This is a genomic window from Mesorhizobium sp. M0019, from assembly GCF_040323975.1.
Taxonomy (GTDB): Bacteria; Pseudomonadota; Alphaproteobacteria; order Rhizobiales; family Rhizobiaceae; genus Mesorhizobium.
In genome coordinates, this window is record NZ_JAMYVK010000012.1 from 80,623 (window position 1) to 95,941 (window position 15,319).

The following is a 15,319-nucleotide window of genomic DNA, read 5'->3' on the forward strand; positions in this document are numbered from 1 at the left end:
GGCATCGGAAATCGATCCGGACTTCATCCTGCGAAAGCGAAAGGACTAGCATCGGATGACCGAAAACTCACCCGTACTGTCGCTCGCGACCCGTGAAAATTTCCTGCTCGACGATCGTATCCGCGGCGTGCCGCCTGGCACCCTCAGGCTGGACAGCAGCTTTGTCGCATCTGAGCGCTGGCATCCAGCGCATGGACGTATGTCGTTGCCGGTGTTGACCCTCGACGAGGAGGCCTTCATCGCCAATCGTGACCTGTTCCTGGGGTATGCGCGAGAACAGGGCGCCGTGATCGCCCCGCATGCCAAGACCCCGATGGCGCCTGACCTTGCCCGGTCGCTGATCGAGGCCGGAGCATGGGGCACGACCGTCGCCGACATAAGGCAGGCCACAGTGATGCTCAGAGCCGGGCTCTCTCGGCTGATCATCGCCAATGAGGTCGGCGGACCAGGTGGTGCGAACCGACTTGCTGTCCTTGTCGGCGCCTGGCCAAGCGCCGAGTTCTACGTTTTTGCCGACTCTTTCGACGCAGTGAATGCGCTTGCTGAAGCTTGGCGCGCCAATGCGACGCTGCCGCCATTGCGCGTGCTCGTCGAACTTGGTGTGGGGAGGGCAGGCGCCCGGACCACCGGCGAAGCCGAGGCGATCGCCGACGCGGTTGTAGCAGCCGGAGGGCGGCTGCTGATCGCCGGCGTCGCAGCCTACGAAGGTGCCGCGGCGCAAGCCGATCCTGGCCGCACCGATGAGGCGATATCCGCCCTGTTGGCAATGACAGCCGATATGTTCCTGCGGCTCCGCGCCCGCCTCGGCGGCGACACCGCGCTGATCGTCACCGCCGGCGGCTCGGTGTACTTCGACAAGGTGGTCGCAGCGCTTTCGCCCCTCGTCTCCAGGGACGGCAATGCCACGTTGGTGCTGCGCAGCGGCGCCATCTTCTTTCACGACCATGGCGCCTACGACAGGTCGCTCGGCGCACTCGATGCCCGCGACGGTTTTGCGATCGGCGGCGTCAGTGCTTCCGCACGAAATTCCTTCCATCCGGCTTTGCGCCTGTGGGCCGAGGTACTGTCGCGGCCGGAGCCCGGCCTTGCTATCTGCGGTATGGGCATGCGCGACGTGTCGTTCGACCAGGGCTTTCCGAAGGTCGTGACCATCTTTCGTGCCGGCAAGCAGCTGCCGAAAGCGCGTGCCGAGGTGTTCAAGCTCAACGACCAGCACGCCTTCCTGACAATTGCGTCGGGCGACGATATTGCCGTTGGTGACGTCGTTGAATTCGGCATCTCGCACCCCTGCACCTGCCTCGATCGCTATCGCGTGATCTTCGGCGCCGACGCGGCCGGGTATGTCCGCCACGCCTTTCCTACCTATTTCGGCTGACCAGATATCGCGGCCACTTCCAAAAAAAGAGAACCTCGAAAGGATCTGATATGATCAAGTACTTCCAGTCCGGCTCCCGCATGTCCCAGGCGGTCGTCTATGGCGGCCTCGTGCACATCGCAGGCCAGGTGGCAGACGACCGCAAGGCCGGCATCGAGGGTCAGACGAGCGACGTGCTCTCCAAGGTCGAGGCGCTCCTCGTCGAGGCCGGCAGCAGCAAGTCGAGGCTAGTGGCGATCAACATCTTCCTGCCGCAGATCGCCGACTTCGATGCCATGAACAGCATCTACGATGCCTGGGTGGATCCTGCGCGCCTGCCGGCGCGCGCCTGTGTCGAGGCGCGTCTCGCCGATCCCGACCTCCGCATAGAGGTCACTGCGATCGCAGCTGTCTGAGCCGCCGCCATGCACACCGGCCTCAGCCATACGCTCGACTTCGACCGGGACGGCAAGACACTCGGCCATCTCAGCATTCCGTTTTCGATCGACCGTTCGCCCTATTTCCAGGTCAAGGTCCCGATCTGCCTTGTCCGCAACGGCGAGGGCCCGTCGGTGCTTCTGATGGCCGGCAATCACGGCGACGAATATGAAGGCGAGCTGTCGCTGGCAAAGCTGGTGCGCCGGCTCGATCCCAAGCGGATCAAGGGTCGCGTCACCATCCTGCCGATGGCGAACGTGCCGGCGGTGATCGCCGCAAAGCGCTGCTCGCCACTCGACGGCGGCAATCTCAACCGCGCCTTTCCGGGCGACCCGTCAGGCACGCCAACAAGCCGGCTTGCCAATTTCCTGGAGATGGAACTGTTTCCCCGCCACGACGTCATCTTCGACATTCATTCTGGCGGCACCTCGATGGAGCATCTGCCGACCGCGCTTGTCGAGCACAATACCGATCCCGACCGGCACCGGCGCGGTGTAGAGCTAATGCGGACGCTCAGCATGCCATATGGGTTCGTGGCCGACAACGGCCAGGCCTCACCGACCTCCATGGGTGCGGCGCGCCGGGCCGGCGCCATCGGCGTCAGCGGAGAGTTCGGCGGCGGTGGCACTGTCACGGTCGATACGATGGAGATTACCGCCCGCGCACTCGACGCCCTGATGGCCGCCTTGGGAGTGGTTGAGGCGCCGGTTCTTGCACCGGCAACCGGGCCTTCGGCGCCGACGCGGCTCCTTTCGTTGTCTCGGCACAGTCAGGGCCTTTATGCCACAAGCCGTGGTTGGTTCGAGCCGGCAGTCAGGCTGGGCGACAGCGTGACTTCAGGCCAACTGGCGGGCTGGTACCACGACCTCGAACGGCTCGACCTCGCCGAGCAAGCCCTGCACTTTGTCGAAAGCGGCATTGTGCTTTCGCGGCGGCTGCACACGATGTGCGAGGCGGGAGACTGCCTCATGCAGGTCGCCGAGCCGGTCGACTGATAAGAAGCCCTCCCGACCTTACGCCCATATCGGGATCAAGACTGAGGATAACCGGATGCAACTGTCCATGTGGACCTATCCTTGGGATGTCCAGGATCTGGGCTTGGAGACGGTCGAGCGCGATCTTGTCGAGCGTGCCGGGCTCAACATGATCAGTCTGGCGACTTCCTATCACGCTGGCCGGTTCCTGCAGCCGCGCAGCCCGCGCCGGAAAGCCTATTTTCCGGAAGACGGAACCATCTATTTTAAGCCAGATGCGGCACACTGGGCCGACCTTGCCATCCAGCCCAAGGTGGCGGACGTGATCATGGAAGGCGGCGATGTGCTTGGCGACCTTGTCCGCCGGCGCGAGGTGGGCGGGCTCGGCGTTTCGTGCTGGACGGTCTGCTTGCACAACACCCGGCTCGGCATGCTTCATCCGCAGGCCGTAACCCGCAACGCCTTCGGCGATGCCAACTACTACAATCTCTGCCCATCACATCCGGAAGCGCGCGCTTATGTCCGCGCGCTGATCGCCGATATCTCGCACAGCTACAGGCCGGACCGGATCGAGCTTGAAAGCCCGTCCTTCATGGGCTTCGCCCACGAATACCATCATGAGAAAGATGGTGTCGGGCTGACGCCGGAAGACGATTTTCTGTTCTCGATCTGTTTCTGTCCGTCCTGCCTTGCGCGCGCGGCCGAGGCCGGCGTTGACGGCGAAGTAGCGCGCAAGCTCGTCGGGCAATGGATCGTCGAGACCTGCGAGCGCGCCGTGCCCGAACGACGCTTTCCAGACTTTCCGAGGAGCGGCCCCGACACTTTTTTGCCATGGCCGGAACTCCATGGCTACCTGCTGTGGCGGTTCGAACCGGTGACCAGCCTGGTCGCCGAACTGCGCGATGTGGCCAATCCGGCGACCCGCGTTGTAATCATCGATTTGAAAGACGGTTGGCTTGGCGGCTGCGATCTCGCGGCGCTCGGCAAGGTCTGTGACGGGGCGATCCTGTGTGCCTACGACATGCAGCCCGGCGATGTCGCCAGCCTGATGGCGGCCGGACGCGCAGCCCTTGGCGTGGAAAAGTTCCTCGGCGCCGGCTACCGGCTGTTCTATCCGGAAATGGCAAGCCCCGACATCCTCACCGCCAAGGTGAAAGCTGCGACGGCGCCGGATGTCGACGGCATCAATTTTTACAATTATGGCCTTGTCCCTGCCGCACGACTCGATTGGGTGAGTGCCGCAACATCCGTTTGAAAAACCGATCCGTTGCCGCAGTCTGCTAGGACTGACCTCACTTTGCCTTGGAGCTTTATGAGCATGCCGACTATTCGCTTCGGTCACATTGGCCGGCGGCGGCCGGACAAGCTGAAAGCATGGCCATGACGGTCCATGCGGATCGAAGATCATACGCCCGACCATATTTGCTGCTTATACGCTTCCGAGTATACAGAGTTTGATACGGAAAAGCGTATATTGAAATTTATCTGCGCGAGCGTATAATTCCATGGCCAGAGAGGTACGCTGTGGACCAAATCGCCCGAACACCCAAGCAAATTGGAGATGCCGTCCGCCGGCAGCGTCGCAAGCTCCGCCTGAACCAGACCAATGTCGGGGACCAAACGATGCTGCGTCAGGCGACCATCTCGGCCGTCGAGAGTGGCGCGCCTGGGACCCAGCTCGGAACGCTTTGCGACATTCTCGCAGCGCTCGACCTCGAATTCGTCGTCCGCCCTCGGACCAAGGCAAAGCCGGCCGAGATCGAGGACATCTTCTGATGGCTCGTCCGCGGCGGCACATCCCGCTAAATATCTTCTTGAACAGCCGTCTCGTCGGGCGGCTGAATAGACAATCCAGCGGCGCGATCGATTTTCAGTACGATCCGTCTTGGCTTGCTTGGGAGCACGCGCTGCCCGTCTCGCTATCACTGCCTCTGCGTGAAGATCGTTATATCGGTGCGCCCGTCATCGCCGTCTTCGACAATCTCCTGCCCGACAACGTCCCCATTCGCCGCCGTATGGCGGAGCGTGTTCATGCTCAAGGAATAGACGCCTACGACCTGCTTGCCGCTGTCGGACGCGATTGTGTCGGCGCATTGCAATTCCTGCCGGATGGTGTCGAGCCAGGCCCCGCCGGTATTGTCAACGGCAAACCCGTTGACGATACCGAGATTGCTCATCTTCTCCGCGATCTGGCATCGGCTCCCCTTGGGCTTGGCGAGGACGAGGACTTCCGGATCTCGATCGCTGGCGCTCAGGAAAAGACTGCGCTCTTGTTCTGGAAAGGACGTTGGTACAAGCCGCTGGCGACGACTGCCACGACGCACATCCTCAAACCACAGATTGGACGGTTGCCAAATGGCATCGACCTTTCCTTCAGTGTCGAGAACGAATTTTTCTGCCTCAAGCTGACAAGCGCCCTAGGACTCCCGAGCGCCGTCGTCGCAATCGAGGAGTTCGAAGGCAATCGCGTGCTCGCGGTCGAGCGGTTCGATCGCCGATGGACCAGTGACAATCGTCTCCTGCGTTTGCCCCAGGAAGACTGCTGCCAGGCCCTTTCTGTGCCGCCGTCACTGAAATACGAATCCGACGGCGGGCCTGGCGTTCCGGCTATCCTCAATTTGATGAAGGGAAGCGACCAACCGGAGGTAGACCAAACTGCGGTTTTAAAAGCCGTGGTTGCCTTTTGGCTTCTCGGCGCCACAGATGGGCACGCCAAGAATTTTAGCGTCTTTCTTTCTCCCGGCGGCCGGTTCCGCATAACGCCGCTCTATGATGTGATTTCAGCGCAGCCCAGCCTTGATGCGGGACAGATCAAGCGCAACAAAATGAAACTGGCGATGGCTATTGGTGACACACGCCACTACCTCGTCGACAGCGTCATGCCACGCCATTTTATCCAGACCGCCGCCAAAGCAGGGATCGGTCCGAAACCCGTCAAGGCGATCTTTGATGAGCTGCGCCAACAGGCGCTAGCGGCGGTCGAACTGGTTTCTGCATCGCTCCCAAAGGATTTTCCTGCGGAAGTCGCTGATGCCATCGGCAATGGGGTCAGGGCTCGTGTACGCAGACTGGAAGAGGCGTGATGCTGAAAATCGAGACGCAACCAGACTGATGTCGCCATTGCGACAACGTTCAAATGGTCTTCTTCAGCAGCAGCAGCATCCCGGCGGCCACGGCCGCCGCTGCGTCGTCCAGCATGATGCCGAACCCACCCCTTACCTTCTCATGCGCGATAGGATGGGCCAAGGTTTGACCACGTCAAAAAAACCGGAAAGCAAGGAATCTGCCGATTACCAGAGCGGCTCGAGCGGCAGCATGGAAAGTGTGACGCGGCGGTACCCGATCCTAGCCAGTGGCTTTCCGGGATACGATCAACTCACGGATTTGCCAGCCTGTAACTTTCTGACCAGGCCGACCAGCTGATCCAGATCCGCGCGTGTAAGCGCAAGCATCTCGGCAGGGGGCTTGTGATATTCCCTTGTCAATTCCTCAATGGTTGCAGCCCCCTTGGCCGTAAGCTTGACAAGTTTGACACGGCGATCGCTTGGCGACGGAACACGTGCGGCGAGCCCCGCCTGCTCCAACCGATCGGTCAGCCAGGTTGCCGTCGAAGGGTCGCAGTGCCATTGAGCGGCCAATGCGCCGATCGGCTTGCCCGCACAGCGCGCCAATTCCGCCGAGGCCGCGCGTTTCTTGTGGGGGATGCCGCACATGTGATGCCCCCAACAGGCGCTTTCGGTGGCAATTCAGGTATCCACGACGCCCATAACCTTGCCTGGAAGCTTGCGATGGTAGCACGCGGGCATGCCGATCCCTCGTTGCTGGATAGCTATGACATGGAGCGCGGGCCGGTCATCGAGGCTACGTTGGCGCAAGCGCTCGCCCGCCTACAGAAATGGTTCGACGATCCGTCGAAGCGGTTGCCTCCTCCTGTTGCGATCGTCGAGGATTACGACGTGGTATTTGGCCAACGCTACACTGCAGGCATCGTGGCTCGGGAATCCACACCGGACGATCACCCGTTCCAAAAATCCGCCGAGCTGTCGGGTCGCCCTGGCACGCGTTTACCGCATTTCGCGGTCGGGCGCGCCGGCCAGCGGATTTCGAGTCTCGATTTGTGCGATCGCGATCTTCTTCTCCTCTGCGCCGACGAAGCATGGTGTCAGGCCGCTGACGCCGTAAGCCAACGCCTCCGTATGCCGCTGACCTGCCACGCCTTGGGTGCCAATGGGGATCTGATTGACTTGGACCATCGGTGGCCTTCCGCGCTCGGGGTTGAAAGCGGCGGTGCTGTCTTGGTCAGGCCGGACGGCTTTGTCGCGTGGCGGTCATCGCACGGTGTGCCTGATCGCGTACAGGTGCTGATCGAAACACTTGACGGGTTTGGTTTCCGTACGCAAGCACACGAACACCATCGGTGAGCGGTGCGGATGCCTCCTGCGTTCTGGCACGCCGATGTCGTCGCCGGGAATGCGGGCGATGCCAGGGCGCAGACGGCCAGCGCACGAAGCCCGGCCGCTACGACTTCCTTGCCGATCCCATCGCCTGGAATGGCCGCGATCCTGTGGCTTCGCATCGGTCCGGTCTCCCCTTGTGGCGCTAAACTCCGATGGACCACCGTGGCCTTGGCAGACCGAATGTCGCCGTTACCGCAAATGGTCAATCAAACCGTTCAGCAGGAGCAGCAACGCCCCAGCGACGACAGCCGCGGCCGCGTCGTCCAGCATAATGCCGGCCCCACCCCTTACCTTGTCATGCATGATACGGATGGGCCAAGGCTTGACGACGTCGAAAAACCGGAAAGCAAGGAAGCCTGCTGCCCACCAGAGTGGGTCGATCGGAAGCATGGAAAGTGTCGCGGCGGCGCCGAAGGTCTCATCGATGACGACGATCTGCGGATCCTCCGTCCCGGTACGGGAGATAACATGCGATGACGCCCATACGCCAACGGCGAATAGGGCCGCATAGGCAAGCACGGTCAGCCAAGGCGATGCAGGTATCAGAGCTGCGGCAACAGCCACTCCAACCATTGCGCCGGCCGTGCCCGGCCATATTGGAGATAATCCCGCGCCGACAGAGGTCGCGAGCAGGTAGGCAAACTTGGGTGGAAATTCATGCATCGATTCTCGGCCGGCTTCCCACGGATCGCAAGCGATCATAATCACATCGTTCGGGTGCTGCCGCCAGACTGCCGTTCGATTCACACAACCGTCACAAGGGCATCGCCCAAACCGTGAAAATGCTGTCGGGCAGCTGTCGCTGCGACCGGAAGTTCTGTTTCGCCGTCAGCTTGGCGAGCACCTTAATTCGCCGGCCGCATTCGCCAAACGAGATCGTTTTTGCGGCAAATTGAGAACGTTGCTGAGCCCGGTCTCGGCCCGCATTGGCCAACCGAAACGGTGGCGACGGTGGAACAAACCCGCAAATTGCTGGTAAAGCTCCGTCAACCGACATCATCAGAGGAGCCGCCATGATCGCCGGTCTCATGAAAAGTCGCATCGACCCACTATGGGAGCAGGCCGCCTCTCCGCTGATCGGGATCGGCATGACGCCGAACCAGGTTACGGCCAGCGGGCTGGTGCTCGTCGCTTTGTCCTCGGCGGCCTACGTCTATCACCATTCAAGCCTTGCCTTTGGCCTTTGCCTGGCGTTTGCCTTCAGCTTCGATGCGCTGGACGGTGCGGTCGCCCGCCGGACAAATATGAGCACCAAGGCCGGTGGCTATTTCGACGCCGTCGTCGACCGTTATCAAGAATTGGCCGTCTTTGCGGCTATCGGCTGGGTCGCCGATCTGTGGGCGATCGCAATGTTCGCATTTGCGGGCGGGATCCTGACCAGTTACGCCAAGGCGCGGACGGCGCTGGAAATCCCTGTGGAAAACTATGGTTGGCCGGATTTCTTCGAGCGGATGGAACGTCTGGTTTTCATTTGTGTGCTGCTCGCCACGGACGGAGTCGCGACGGCCATGGGCGCGGCTTCGCCCTGGATTCTGGCCGGTGGGTTCGCGCTGTACGCAGTGCTGGCCAACGCCACAGCGCTGCAACGGATCAGTCGCGCATTTGCGATGCTGGAGCGAGCCGACGGGAAGCAGCCGTGAGACGGCAAGAACGCTTGCATTCAGCCTCATGTGAGGCTATATACTGCTTCATATGAATGGGAAGCAGAGATGTTAGCATTTGGAAATATAGCCGACGTGCTGGGGCTGTCGCCCAAGGAAACGGCTGCACGGTCGCCATTCGGGCTGATGGCTCGAATTGAAGGCGGATTGCCCATCGGCGCGCTCGAACGCGTCTCACAATTGCTGGCACCGGCCGATGCCCAATTCAAATACCGCCTCGTTCCAAAGGCAACCTATGAACGTCGCAAGAGGGGCGCTCTTCGACTGTCTTCGGAGGAGGGCATGCGGGTGGCACGGGTGGCTCGTGCATGGGACTTGGCCCTCGACGTCTGGAAGATCGAAGATGAGGCTCGTGACTTTCTATTTCGACCTCATCCCATGCTGGAAGACCGACGCCCGATCGAAATGGTCATCCAAAACGAGATCGGCGCCGAGCTGGTGATCGATATCCTTGCAGGCCTGAAATACGGCACTGCCGCTTGACGGCGCAGATACTCGATCGGACGCTGCCGTGCTTCAGGATCGGCGATCCTGCCGGCATCTATCCGATCTTTGACGCGACGGGCTCGACGATCGCGCCCGGCCGCTGGAACACGCCTGGCAGCCCAGTGATTTACACCAGCGAGCACTATTCGACAGCGTTGCTGGAAAAGCTGGTGCACGGCAGCGGCAGACTGCCGCCCAACCAGCACTACGTCCAGATCATGGTTCCGCGCGGGCTAAGCTACGAGATATTTTCGCAGCCGTCGCTGCCGGGGTGGGATATGATGCCGGCAAAGGTGAGCAAGGAATTCGGCGAGACGTGGTATGTCAAGCGCCGCAGCGCGATCTTGATCGTGCCAAGCGTCGTGGCTCGCCTCGACAACAACGTGTTGATCAATCCGACCCATCCGGAGTTTGCCTTGATCACAGCCAGCCTGCATCAACCCGTATATTGGGACAGTCGCCTGTTCGGCTCCTGAGCAGGTCAGGAGGGGCAGGTTCCTGCCTGCGGCGTCGATTGTTCAAACTCGTCAGTGCCAGCCCAAGCCAGGGGCGACATGGGTCAGGATCGCCTCGATGACATGGGCATTGTAGTCGACGCCGAGCTGGTTGGGGACGGTAAGCAGCAGCGTATCGGCCTCCGCGATGGCTTCGTCGCCCTTTAACTGCTCGATGAGGATGTCCGGCTCGGCGGCATAGGAGCGGCCGAACACCGCGCGTCTGTCTGCCTCGATGTTACCGAAATGATCTCCGCTCTGGTTGCCGCCGAAATAGGCCCGGTCGCGATCGTCGACCAGCGCAAAAACGCTCCGGCTCACCGACACCCGCGGCTCGCGCGTGTGTCCGGCCGTCTTCCAGGCCTCACGAAAAGCCCGGATCTGTTCGGCCTGCTGGATGTGAAACGGCTTTCCGCCTTCATCGAATTTGAGCGTGGAGCTTTGCAGGTTCATCCCCAGTTTCGCCGCCCATTCGGCGGTGGCGTTTGTGGCGGCGCCCCACCAGATGCGCTCGCGCAGGCCCTCCGAGTGCGGCTCGACGCGAAGCAGGCCGGGCGGGTTGGGAAACATCGGCCGCGGGTTGGGCTGCGCAAAGCCTTTGCCCAGCAACACTTCGAGCAGCACTCCGGTGTGTCTGCGTGCCATGTCGGCATCGCTCTCGCCCTCTTGCGGGGCGTAGCCGAAGTAGCGCCATCCCTCGATCACCTGCTCCGGCGAGCCGCGGCTGATGCCCAGCTGCAGACGCCCTCCGGCGATTAGGTCGGCGGCGCCGGCGTTCTCGGCCATGTAGAGCGGGTTCTCATAGCGCATGTCGATCACCGCCGTGCCGATCTCGATTCGGCTGGTCTTCGCCCCAACCGCTGCCAGCAGCGGGAAGGGCGAGGCGAGCTGGCGCGCGAAGTGATGCACGCGGAAATACGCGCCGTCCGCACCCAGCTCCTCGGCCGCGACGGCCAGGTCGACGGACTGCAAAAGCGCGTCGGATGCCGTCCGCGTCTGCGATTGCGGCGAGGGCGTCCAATGCCCGAACGAGAGGAAACCAATCTTCTTCATGAGAACCAGCCTAAAGGGGAGCCAGGTGCAGACTATGCTGCGGCGCGCAGCAAAGCATCGCAAAATCGGTGCCGATGATCGCCTGCCTTGACGCGCAAAGCTTGAATCGGCGGTTGTTGATCAACGATGCCGACCGTGCCGAGCTGCCGTCGGACGCGAGTCTAGGAAGGTGCCGCGAACGCGAGCAATATCGCGATGAGGATCAACAGCGGTCCCATCCATTTGAAGCGAGTCCCAAAGTTGGTCCACCATGCTTGCTGCTGGCCGGGGCGAGCTTGGAACGGGTCCGCGAGAAATCCGAAGCCGACGCCAGCCATCCACAACCCGGCGCAGAACATGATGAACTCGTCGATGTATTCCGCGACCATGCTTCGAAGCTTTCGAATTTATGCCGCCGCTACATGCGCCGAATTCGAGCCGATATAGTTACGGATCGTTTCGATGATCCGGTCCTGGTCAGCCTCGCTCAGATAGGGATGCATCGGCAGGCACAGGATGCGCTTCGGCAGCTCTTCCGAAACGGCAAGGCCGGTCGGCGTGCGCGGATAATCGCGATAGGCAATCTGGCTGTGCAGCGGTTTCACATAGTAGATGACCGACGGAATGCCCTTTTCACCGAGATGTGCCTTGAGCCCGTCGCGTTTCGGCGTTTCGATGGCGTATTGCGCCCAGGCCGAGCGGCCGCCGCCCAGATTGCGCGCGGCCTTGACGATATCGCCGAGACCTTCGGCATAGCGATTGGCGACCGCTTGCCGCGCCACCATCTCGTCCTCGAGGATGGCCAGCTTCTCTATCAGGATCGCCGCCTGAAGGGTGTCGAGCCGTGAATTGATGCCGACGCGGACATTGTCGTATTGCGTTTCGCCCTTTCCGTGAAAGGCGAACGAGCGCAGCTGTTCGGCCAGCGCATCGTCATTGGTGAACATCGCACCGCCGTCGCCATAGCAGCCGAGCGGCTTTGCCGGATAGAAGCTGGTCGAGCCGACGGTGCCGAACGAGCCGCACATCTTGCCGTGAGCCGAGCCGCCGGTCGCCTGCGCCGCATCCTCGATGACCATCAGGCCTTCCCGATCGGCGATGGCCATGATCGCCTCGTAATCGGCGGCGAGGCCGAACAGGTCGACGGGAATGATCGCCTTCGGCCTCAGCCGGCCCTCCGCCTTGATCATGGCGATTGCCGCCTCGAGGCTGGCGATGTCGATATTGTAGCTGTCGGCATCGACATCGACGAACACCGGTTCGGCCTTGGTCAGCGCCACCACTTCGGCCGTGGCGGCGAAGGTGAAGCTCGGCACGAACACCGCGTCGCCCGGGCTGATGCCGGCGGCAAACAGCGGCAGCAGCAGCGCATCGGTGCCGTTGGCGCAAGCGACCACATGCTTGGTGCCGATATAGGCGGCGAGCTTGTTTTCGAATTCGGTGACCTGAGGTCCGAGAATATAGCGGCCTTCGTCGACAACCCGGTCGATTGCCGCTTTCAGCCTGTCGCGGATGCGTTCGCGCTGCGCGCCAAGATCGATGAACTGCATGTCGGCCTCAAACGGTTTTAGCCAGATAACCGGCCGCTGGTAGCAGACTTGGCACGGCCGAGAAAGCCGCAGGGCAAAACCCTGAATTGCTCAAGTGTCGCAGCCTGTTACCTCTGGTTTCCGATCTGCCCTCTTAAACGCGAGGAAATCCGGGCTTCGGCATGCTTGATGTGGCCTTTGCATCCCGCCCCACTGGCTGGGCGAAACATAAAGTGATCGCCGGCAAGCGGTCCGCGAGGCTGTTGCCAGCCGGTCAGGCGATTTCATGCCGCCATGGCGGGTTGGCGCCGGCCCGCGATACCGTCACCGCCGCGGCTTTGGCGCCGAGCGTCAGCGCCTTGTGGATGGCTTCTTCCGGCAAGCTGGCGATTGCCGTCTTCGACAGCAGGCCCTGCTCGTGCAAGGAGGCGAGGATGCCGGCATTGAACGTGTCGCCGGCGCCGACCGTATCGACCACCTCGACCTTATCCGGCACGACGGTGACCCGGTGCTGGCTGCTGTAACCGACCGCGCCCTCGCTGCCGTGGGTGACGACGATCAGCTTCGGGCCGCGATCCAGCCAGTTGCGGACGACGTCCTCATGCGAGCCGGCTTCGCCGAACCAGTTCAGATCCTCGTCCGACAATTTGACGATGTCGGCCATCGCCATCATGCCGCGGATGCGCCTGAGGTGCTTGGCTTTGTCGGGAATGAAGTTTGGCCGGATGTTGGGGTCGAGCATCATCACGCGGCGCTCATGCTCGCGCCGCATGAACTCCTCATAGGCCGATCCGGCCGGCTCCGAGATCAGGCTGATGGCGCCGAACAGCATGGCCTCGATCTCGCTGCCGAGTTCCGGCAGGTCCTCGATGGTCAGCATGCGTCCGGCGGTGTTCTCGTCATAGAATGTATAGGTCGCTTGGCCGTTGGTGAGCCGCACGAAGGCGAGCGTGGTCGGGCGCGGCGAGGTATGCGCATAGGTGGAACTGACCTTGCTGGCCCCCAGCGCCTCCCTGAACTGCCCGCCGAACAGATCCGAGGACAGGCCGGAGAAAAAGGCAGCGGGCGCGCCGAGCCGGCCAAGCGCAATTGCCGAGTTGAAGACGGCACCGCCGACATAGGGCGCAAAGGCCGGTTCGCCCTCCGTCGTGGTGCGCGGCAGCATATCGATCAGGGCTTCGCCACAGCAGAGGATCATGAAATCTTGCTTTCCGGCGGATAGATCACGCCCTTGCGAATGATGATGTTGGCATAAAGCCGCGGCTCGCTCGTCGCGACGATCGCGTGCGCGGCCTTGACCCGTGCATAGAAGTCGGCACCGGCAAGCGCAACCACCTTGCGGCCCGGCGCACGCCTGGCGCAGATCGCTTCCATCTCATGGTGAACCGGATCGGCGAGCAGGGGATCGCCTTTGGCCGAGGCGCGAAACAGCGCCTGCGGCACGGCGTCGTCGACAGGCAATACGCTCAATACCGCATCGAGCACCGGGACGAGATGATGACCATCGGCGCGGATCAGCCGCTGTGCCTGCTGTTCGGCCGGGTAGTTGCCGTCGACCAGCGCGATCTCGTCGCCATGTCCCATGGCGCGCAACATCGCCAGAAGCTCGGGGCCGAGCAGCGCCGGGATGCCTATCAACATGCTCAGAAGCTCCGGGAAATCGTGGTCGAGCCGATGAGGAAGCGCTCCGACAGCGGCAGGCTGGCGCCACCCAGCGCCCGCGCATGGATGCCGACGGTTCCCTCGCGAACGGCCGGCAGCCTCAGGCCTTCGCCGTCGATCCGGCTGATGGCTTGGATAACGGCATCGACAAGCCGCCTGCGCACGGCAAGCGGCATCCATCCGTCGATCACCGCGGCTTCGAAGTCAATGACGGAGGAGGCCGAAACGATGGCATAGGCAAGCGCCTGCGAGGCGCTGGCGATCCAGTCGTCAAGCTCGGCGCCGATCTCGCCCCAGTCCCCCGGTGATGTCCACAGATGCGAGGCCTCGATGCCGCGCGCGTTGAGCGCCTTTTCCAGCATGGCGATCGACGCCACGTCGATCAACTGCGTCGGCTTGCCGTCCGGCCCTGGCACCGGCATCGAGCCCAGCGCGCCGGCATTGCCGGTTGGGCCGCCAAACAACCGGCCGTTCAGCACGATGCCGCCGCCGGCAAAGGCGCCGATATAGAAATAGACGAAATCGCGTGCCGCACCCGCCGCCTGGCCGAACACGAGCTCGGCGCCGCAGGCCGAGGTGGCGTCGTTCTGCAGATAGACTGGAAATTCGCATTGCGCCTGGATATCGGCGCGGATGTCGCGATGGCGCCATTCGTCCATGATTTCACGCGGCGCGCCGGCGGTGTCGGCCCAGTTCCACAATTCGAACGGCATGGCGATGCCAAGCCCGGCGATGCGTTTGTCCTGCGCCGGGGTGAGTTCGCTGCGCATCTTCTTCATGCCGCTCGTGACGAATTCCACCGTCTCGCGCGGCGCCGGATAGCGGTATGAATGCTGCAGCATCGAGCGTACGTTGCCGAGGAAATCGATCAGCACCAGCTCGGCGCTGCGGCGGCCGATCTTCAGGCCGATGAAATAGGCGCCGTCGGGATTGAGCGCCATGGGTATCGAGGGCTGGCCGATCTTGCCGCGCAACGGCGCCTGGCGGACGAGCAGGTCGTCCTCCTCCAGCTCGCGCATGATAACGGACACTGTCTGCGCCGAAAGGCCCGTCATGCGCGCAATATCGGATTTGGCCAGGCTGCCGTGCTGACGCACCAGCGACAGCACCAGCCGCTCATTGTGGTCCCGCATGCCGCTTTGATTGGTGCCGCGGTGCAGGCGGCTTTCGGCCGCATCGGGCGAACCGTGCCTCGTAACGCCGGTCTCCACCCCTGTTCCTCCCGTCGTTTC

Annotated in this window: 19 protein-coding genes; 10 read left to right on the forward strand and 9 right to left on the reverse strand. The window is 62.3% G+C overall.

The window, feature by feature from the left end:
- Positions 1 to 55 precede the first annotated feature (55 nt).
- The 6 genes from NKK47_RS11625 to NKK47_RS11650 all read left to right on the forward strand — a co-directional run bounded on the left by NKK47_RS11625 (position 56) and on the right by NKK47_RS11650 (position 5,849).
- Entirely contained in the window at positions 56 to 1,375 is a 1,320-nt protein-coding gene (locus NKK47_RS11625; RefSeq protein ID WP_352576833.1) for an alanine racemase, read from the forward strand.
- Between the two features lie 50 nt (positions 1,376 to 1,425).
- The gene (locus tag NKK47_RS11630; RefSeq protein ID WP_352454257.1) at positions 1,426 to 1,770 is read left to right on the forward strand and encodes a RidA family protein; all 345 of its coding nucleotides are present in this window, start codon (positions 1,426 to 1,428) and stop codon (positions 1,768 to 1,770) included.
- A 9-nt stretch (positions 1,771 to 1,779) separates the two neighbouring features.
- Entirely contained in the window at positions 1,780 to 2,787 is a 1,008-nt protein-coding gene (locus NKK47_RS11635; RefSeq protein WP_352576835.1) for a succinylglutamate desuccinylase/aspartoacylase family protein, read from the forward strand.
- 55 nt (positions 2,788 to 2,842) lie between these two features.
- The gene (locus NKK47_RS11640) at positions 2,843 to 4,021 is read left to right on the forward strand and encodes a hypothetical protein (RefSeq protein ID WP_352454259.1); all 1,179 of its coding nucleotides are present in this window, start codon (positions 2,843 to 2,845) and stop codon (positions 4,019 to 4,021) included.
- Between the two features lie 368 nt (positions 4,022 to 4,389).
- Positions 4,390 to 4,542, forward strand: coding sequence for a helix-turn-helix domain-containing protein (locus NKK47_RS35190; protein WP_502896956.1), 153 nt, complete (start codon positions 4,390 to 4,392; stop codon positions 4,540 to 4,542).
- A complete protein-coding gene (locus NKK47_RS11650) occupies positions 4,542 to 5,849 on the forward strand; it encodes a type II toxin-antitoxin system HipA family toxin (RefSeq protein WP_352576837.1) in 1,308 nt (435 codons plus the stop codon). The genes NKK47_RS35190 and NKK47_RS11650 overlap by 1 nt, the downstream gene beginning before the upstream one ends.
- Before the next feature lie 288 nt (positions 5,850 to 6,137).
- Here the strand turns inward: NKK47_RS11650 and NKK47_RS11655 are convergent, their stop codons facing one another.
- Positions 6,138 to 6,479: a MarR family winged helix-turn-helix transcriptional regulator gene (locus tag NKK47_RS11655; RefSeq protein ID WP_352576839.1), complete on the reverse strand. Its 342-nt coding sequence runs from the start codon at positions 6,477 to 6,479 to the stop codon at positions 6,138 to 6,140.
- On the opposite strand from NKK47_RS11655, the gene NKK47_RS11660 reads away from it, so the two are divergent.
- Positions 6,462 to 7,187 carry an FAD-dependent monooxygenase gene (locus tag NKK47_RS11660; RefSeq protein WP_352576841.1) on the forward strand — a complete coding sequence of 242 codons (726 nt, stop codon included), beginning with the start codon at positions 6,462 to 6,464 and terminating at the stop codon, positions 7,185 to 7,187. The two genes, NKK47_RS11655 and NKK47_RS11660, sit on opposite strands and share 18 nt — an antisense overlap.
- 225 nt (positions 7,188 to 7,412) lie before the next feature.
- Here NKK47_RS11660 and NKK47_RS11665 read toward each other — a convergent pair whose 3' ends face one another.
- Together NKK47_RS11665 and NKK47_RS11670 are read right to left on the reverse strand one after the other, a co-directional pair.
- Complete coding sequence (locus NKK47_RS11665; protein WP_352576843.1) at positions 7,413 to 7,886, reverse strand: phosphatidylglycerophosphatase A family protein; 474 nt, start codon at positions 7,884 to 7,886, stop codon at positions 7,413 to 7,415.
- Positions 7,887 to 7,977: 91 nt separating this feature from the next.
- A complete protein-coding gene (locus NKK47_RS11670) occupies positions 7,978 to 8,238 on the reverse strand; it encodes a hypothetical protein (protein WP_352576845.1) in 261 nt (86 codons plus the stop codon).
- Between NKK47_RS11670 and NKK47_RS11675 the strand changes: the two genes are divergently transcribed.
- The 3 genes from NKK47_RS11675 (at position 8,237) to NKK47_RS11685 (ending at position 9,846) form a co-directional block, all read left to right on the forward strand.
- Positions 8,237 to 8,863, forward strand: coding sequence for a CDP-alcohol phosphatidyltransferase family protein (locus tag NKK47_RS11675; protein ID WP_352576847.1), 627 nt, complete (start codon positions 8,237 to 8,239; stop codon positions 8,861 to 8,863). The genes NKK47_RS11670 and NKK47_RS11675 overlap by 2 nt on opposite strands.
- Positions 8,864 to 8,932: 69 nt before the next feature.
- The gene (locus tag NKK47_RS11680; RefSeq protein ID WP_352576915.1) at positions 8,933 to 9,367 is read left to right on the forward strand and encodes an antitoxin Xre-like helix-turn-helix domain-containing protein; all 435 of its coding nucleotides are present in this window, start codon (positions 8,933 to 8,935) and stop codon (positions 9,365 to 9,367) included.
- Positions 9,364 to 9,846, forward strand: coding sequence for an RES family NAD+ phosphorylase (locus tag NKK47_RS11685; protein WP_352576849.1), 483 nt, complete (start codon positions 9,364 to 9,366; stop codon positions 9,844 to 9,846). The genes NKK47_RS11680 and NKK47_RS11685 overlap by 4 nt, the downstream gene beginning before the upstream one ends.
- A 51-nt stretch (positions 9,847 to 9,897) precedes the next feature.
- Here NKK47_RS11685 and NKK47_RS11690 read toward each other — a convergent pair whose 3' ends face one another.
- From NKK47_RS11690 to NKK47_RS11715, 6 genes are all read right to left on the reverse strand, one after another.
- Positions 9,898 to 10,917: an LLM class flavin-dependent oxidoreductase gene (locus NKK47_RS11690; protein ID WP_352576851.1), complete on the reverse strand. Its 1,020-nt coding sequence runs from the start codon at positions 10,915 to 10,917 to the stop codon at positions 9,898 to 9,900.
- A gap of 161 nt (positions 10,918 to 11,078) precedes the next feature.
- Positions 11,079 to 11,285 carry a hypothetical protein gene (locus NKK47_RS11695; RefSeq protein WP_352576853.1) on the reverse strand — a complete coding sequence of 69 codons (207 nt, stop codon included), beginning with the start codon at positions 11,283 to 11,285 and terminating at the stop codon, positions 11,079 to 11,081.
- An 18-nt stretch (positions 11,286 to 11,303) separates the two neighbouring features.
- Entirely contained in the window at positions 11,304 to 12,446 is a 1,143-nt protein-coding gene (locus NKK47_RS11700) for a DegT/DnrJ/EryC1/StrS family aminotransferase (protein ID WP_352576855.1), read from the reverse strand.
- 253 nt (positions 12,447 to 12,699) lie between these two features.
- Positions 12,700 to 13,623, reverse strand: a complete 924-nt coding sequence (locus NKK47_RS11705; RefSeq protein WP_352576857.1) for a carbohydrate kinase family protein — start codon at positions 13,621 to 13,623, stop codon at positions 12,700 to 12,702.
- Positions 13,620 to 14,066 (reverse strand): RbsD/FucU family protein, encoded by a 447-nt coding sequence (locus NKK47_RS11710; protein WP_352576859.1) that lies wholly within the window; start codon positions 14,064 to 14,066, stop codon positions 13,620 to 13,622. Before NKK47_RS11710 ends, NKK47_RS11705 begins: the two co-directional genes overlap by 4 nt.
- A gap of 2 nt (positions 14,067 to 14,068) precedes the next feature.
- Positions 14,069 to 15,298, reverse strand: coding sequence for an ROK family transcriptional regulator (locus tag NKK47_RS11715; protein ID WP_352576861.1), 1,230 nt, complete (start codon positions 15,296 to 15,298; stop codon positions 14,069 to 14,071).
- Between the last annotated feature and the right edge of the window lie 21 nt (positions 15,299 to 15,319).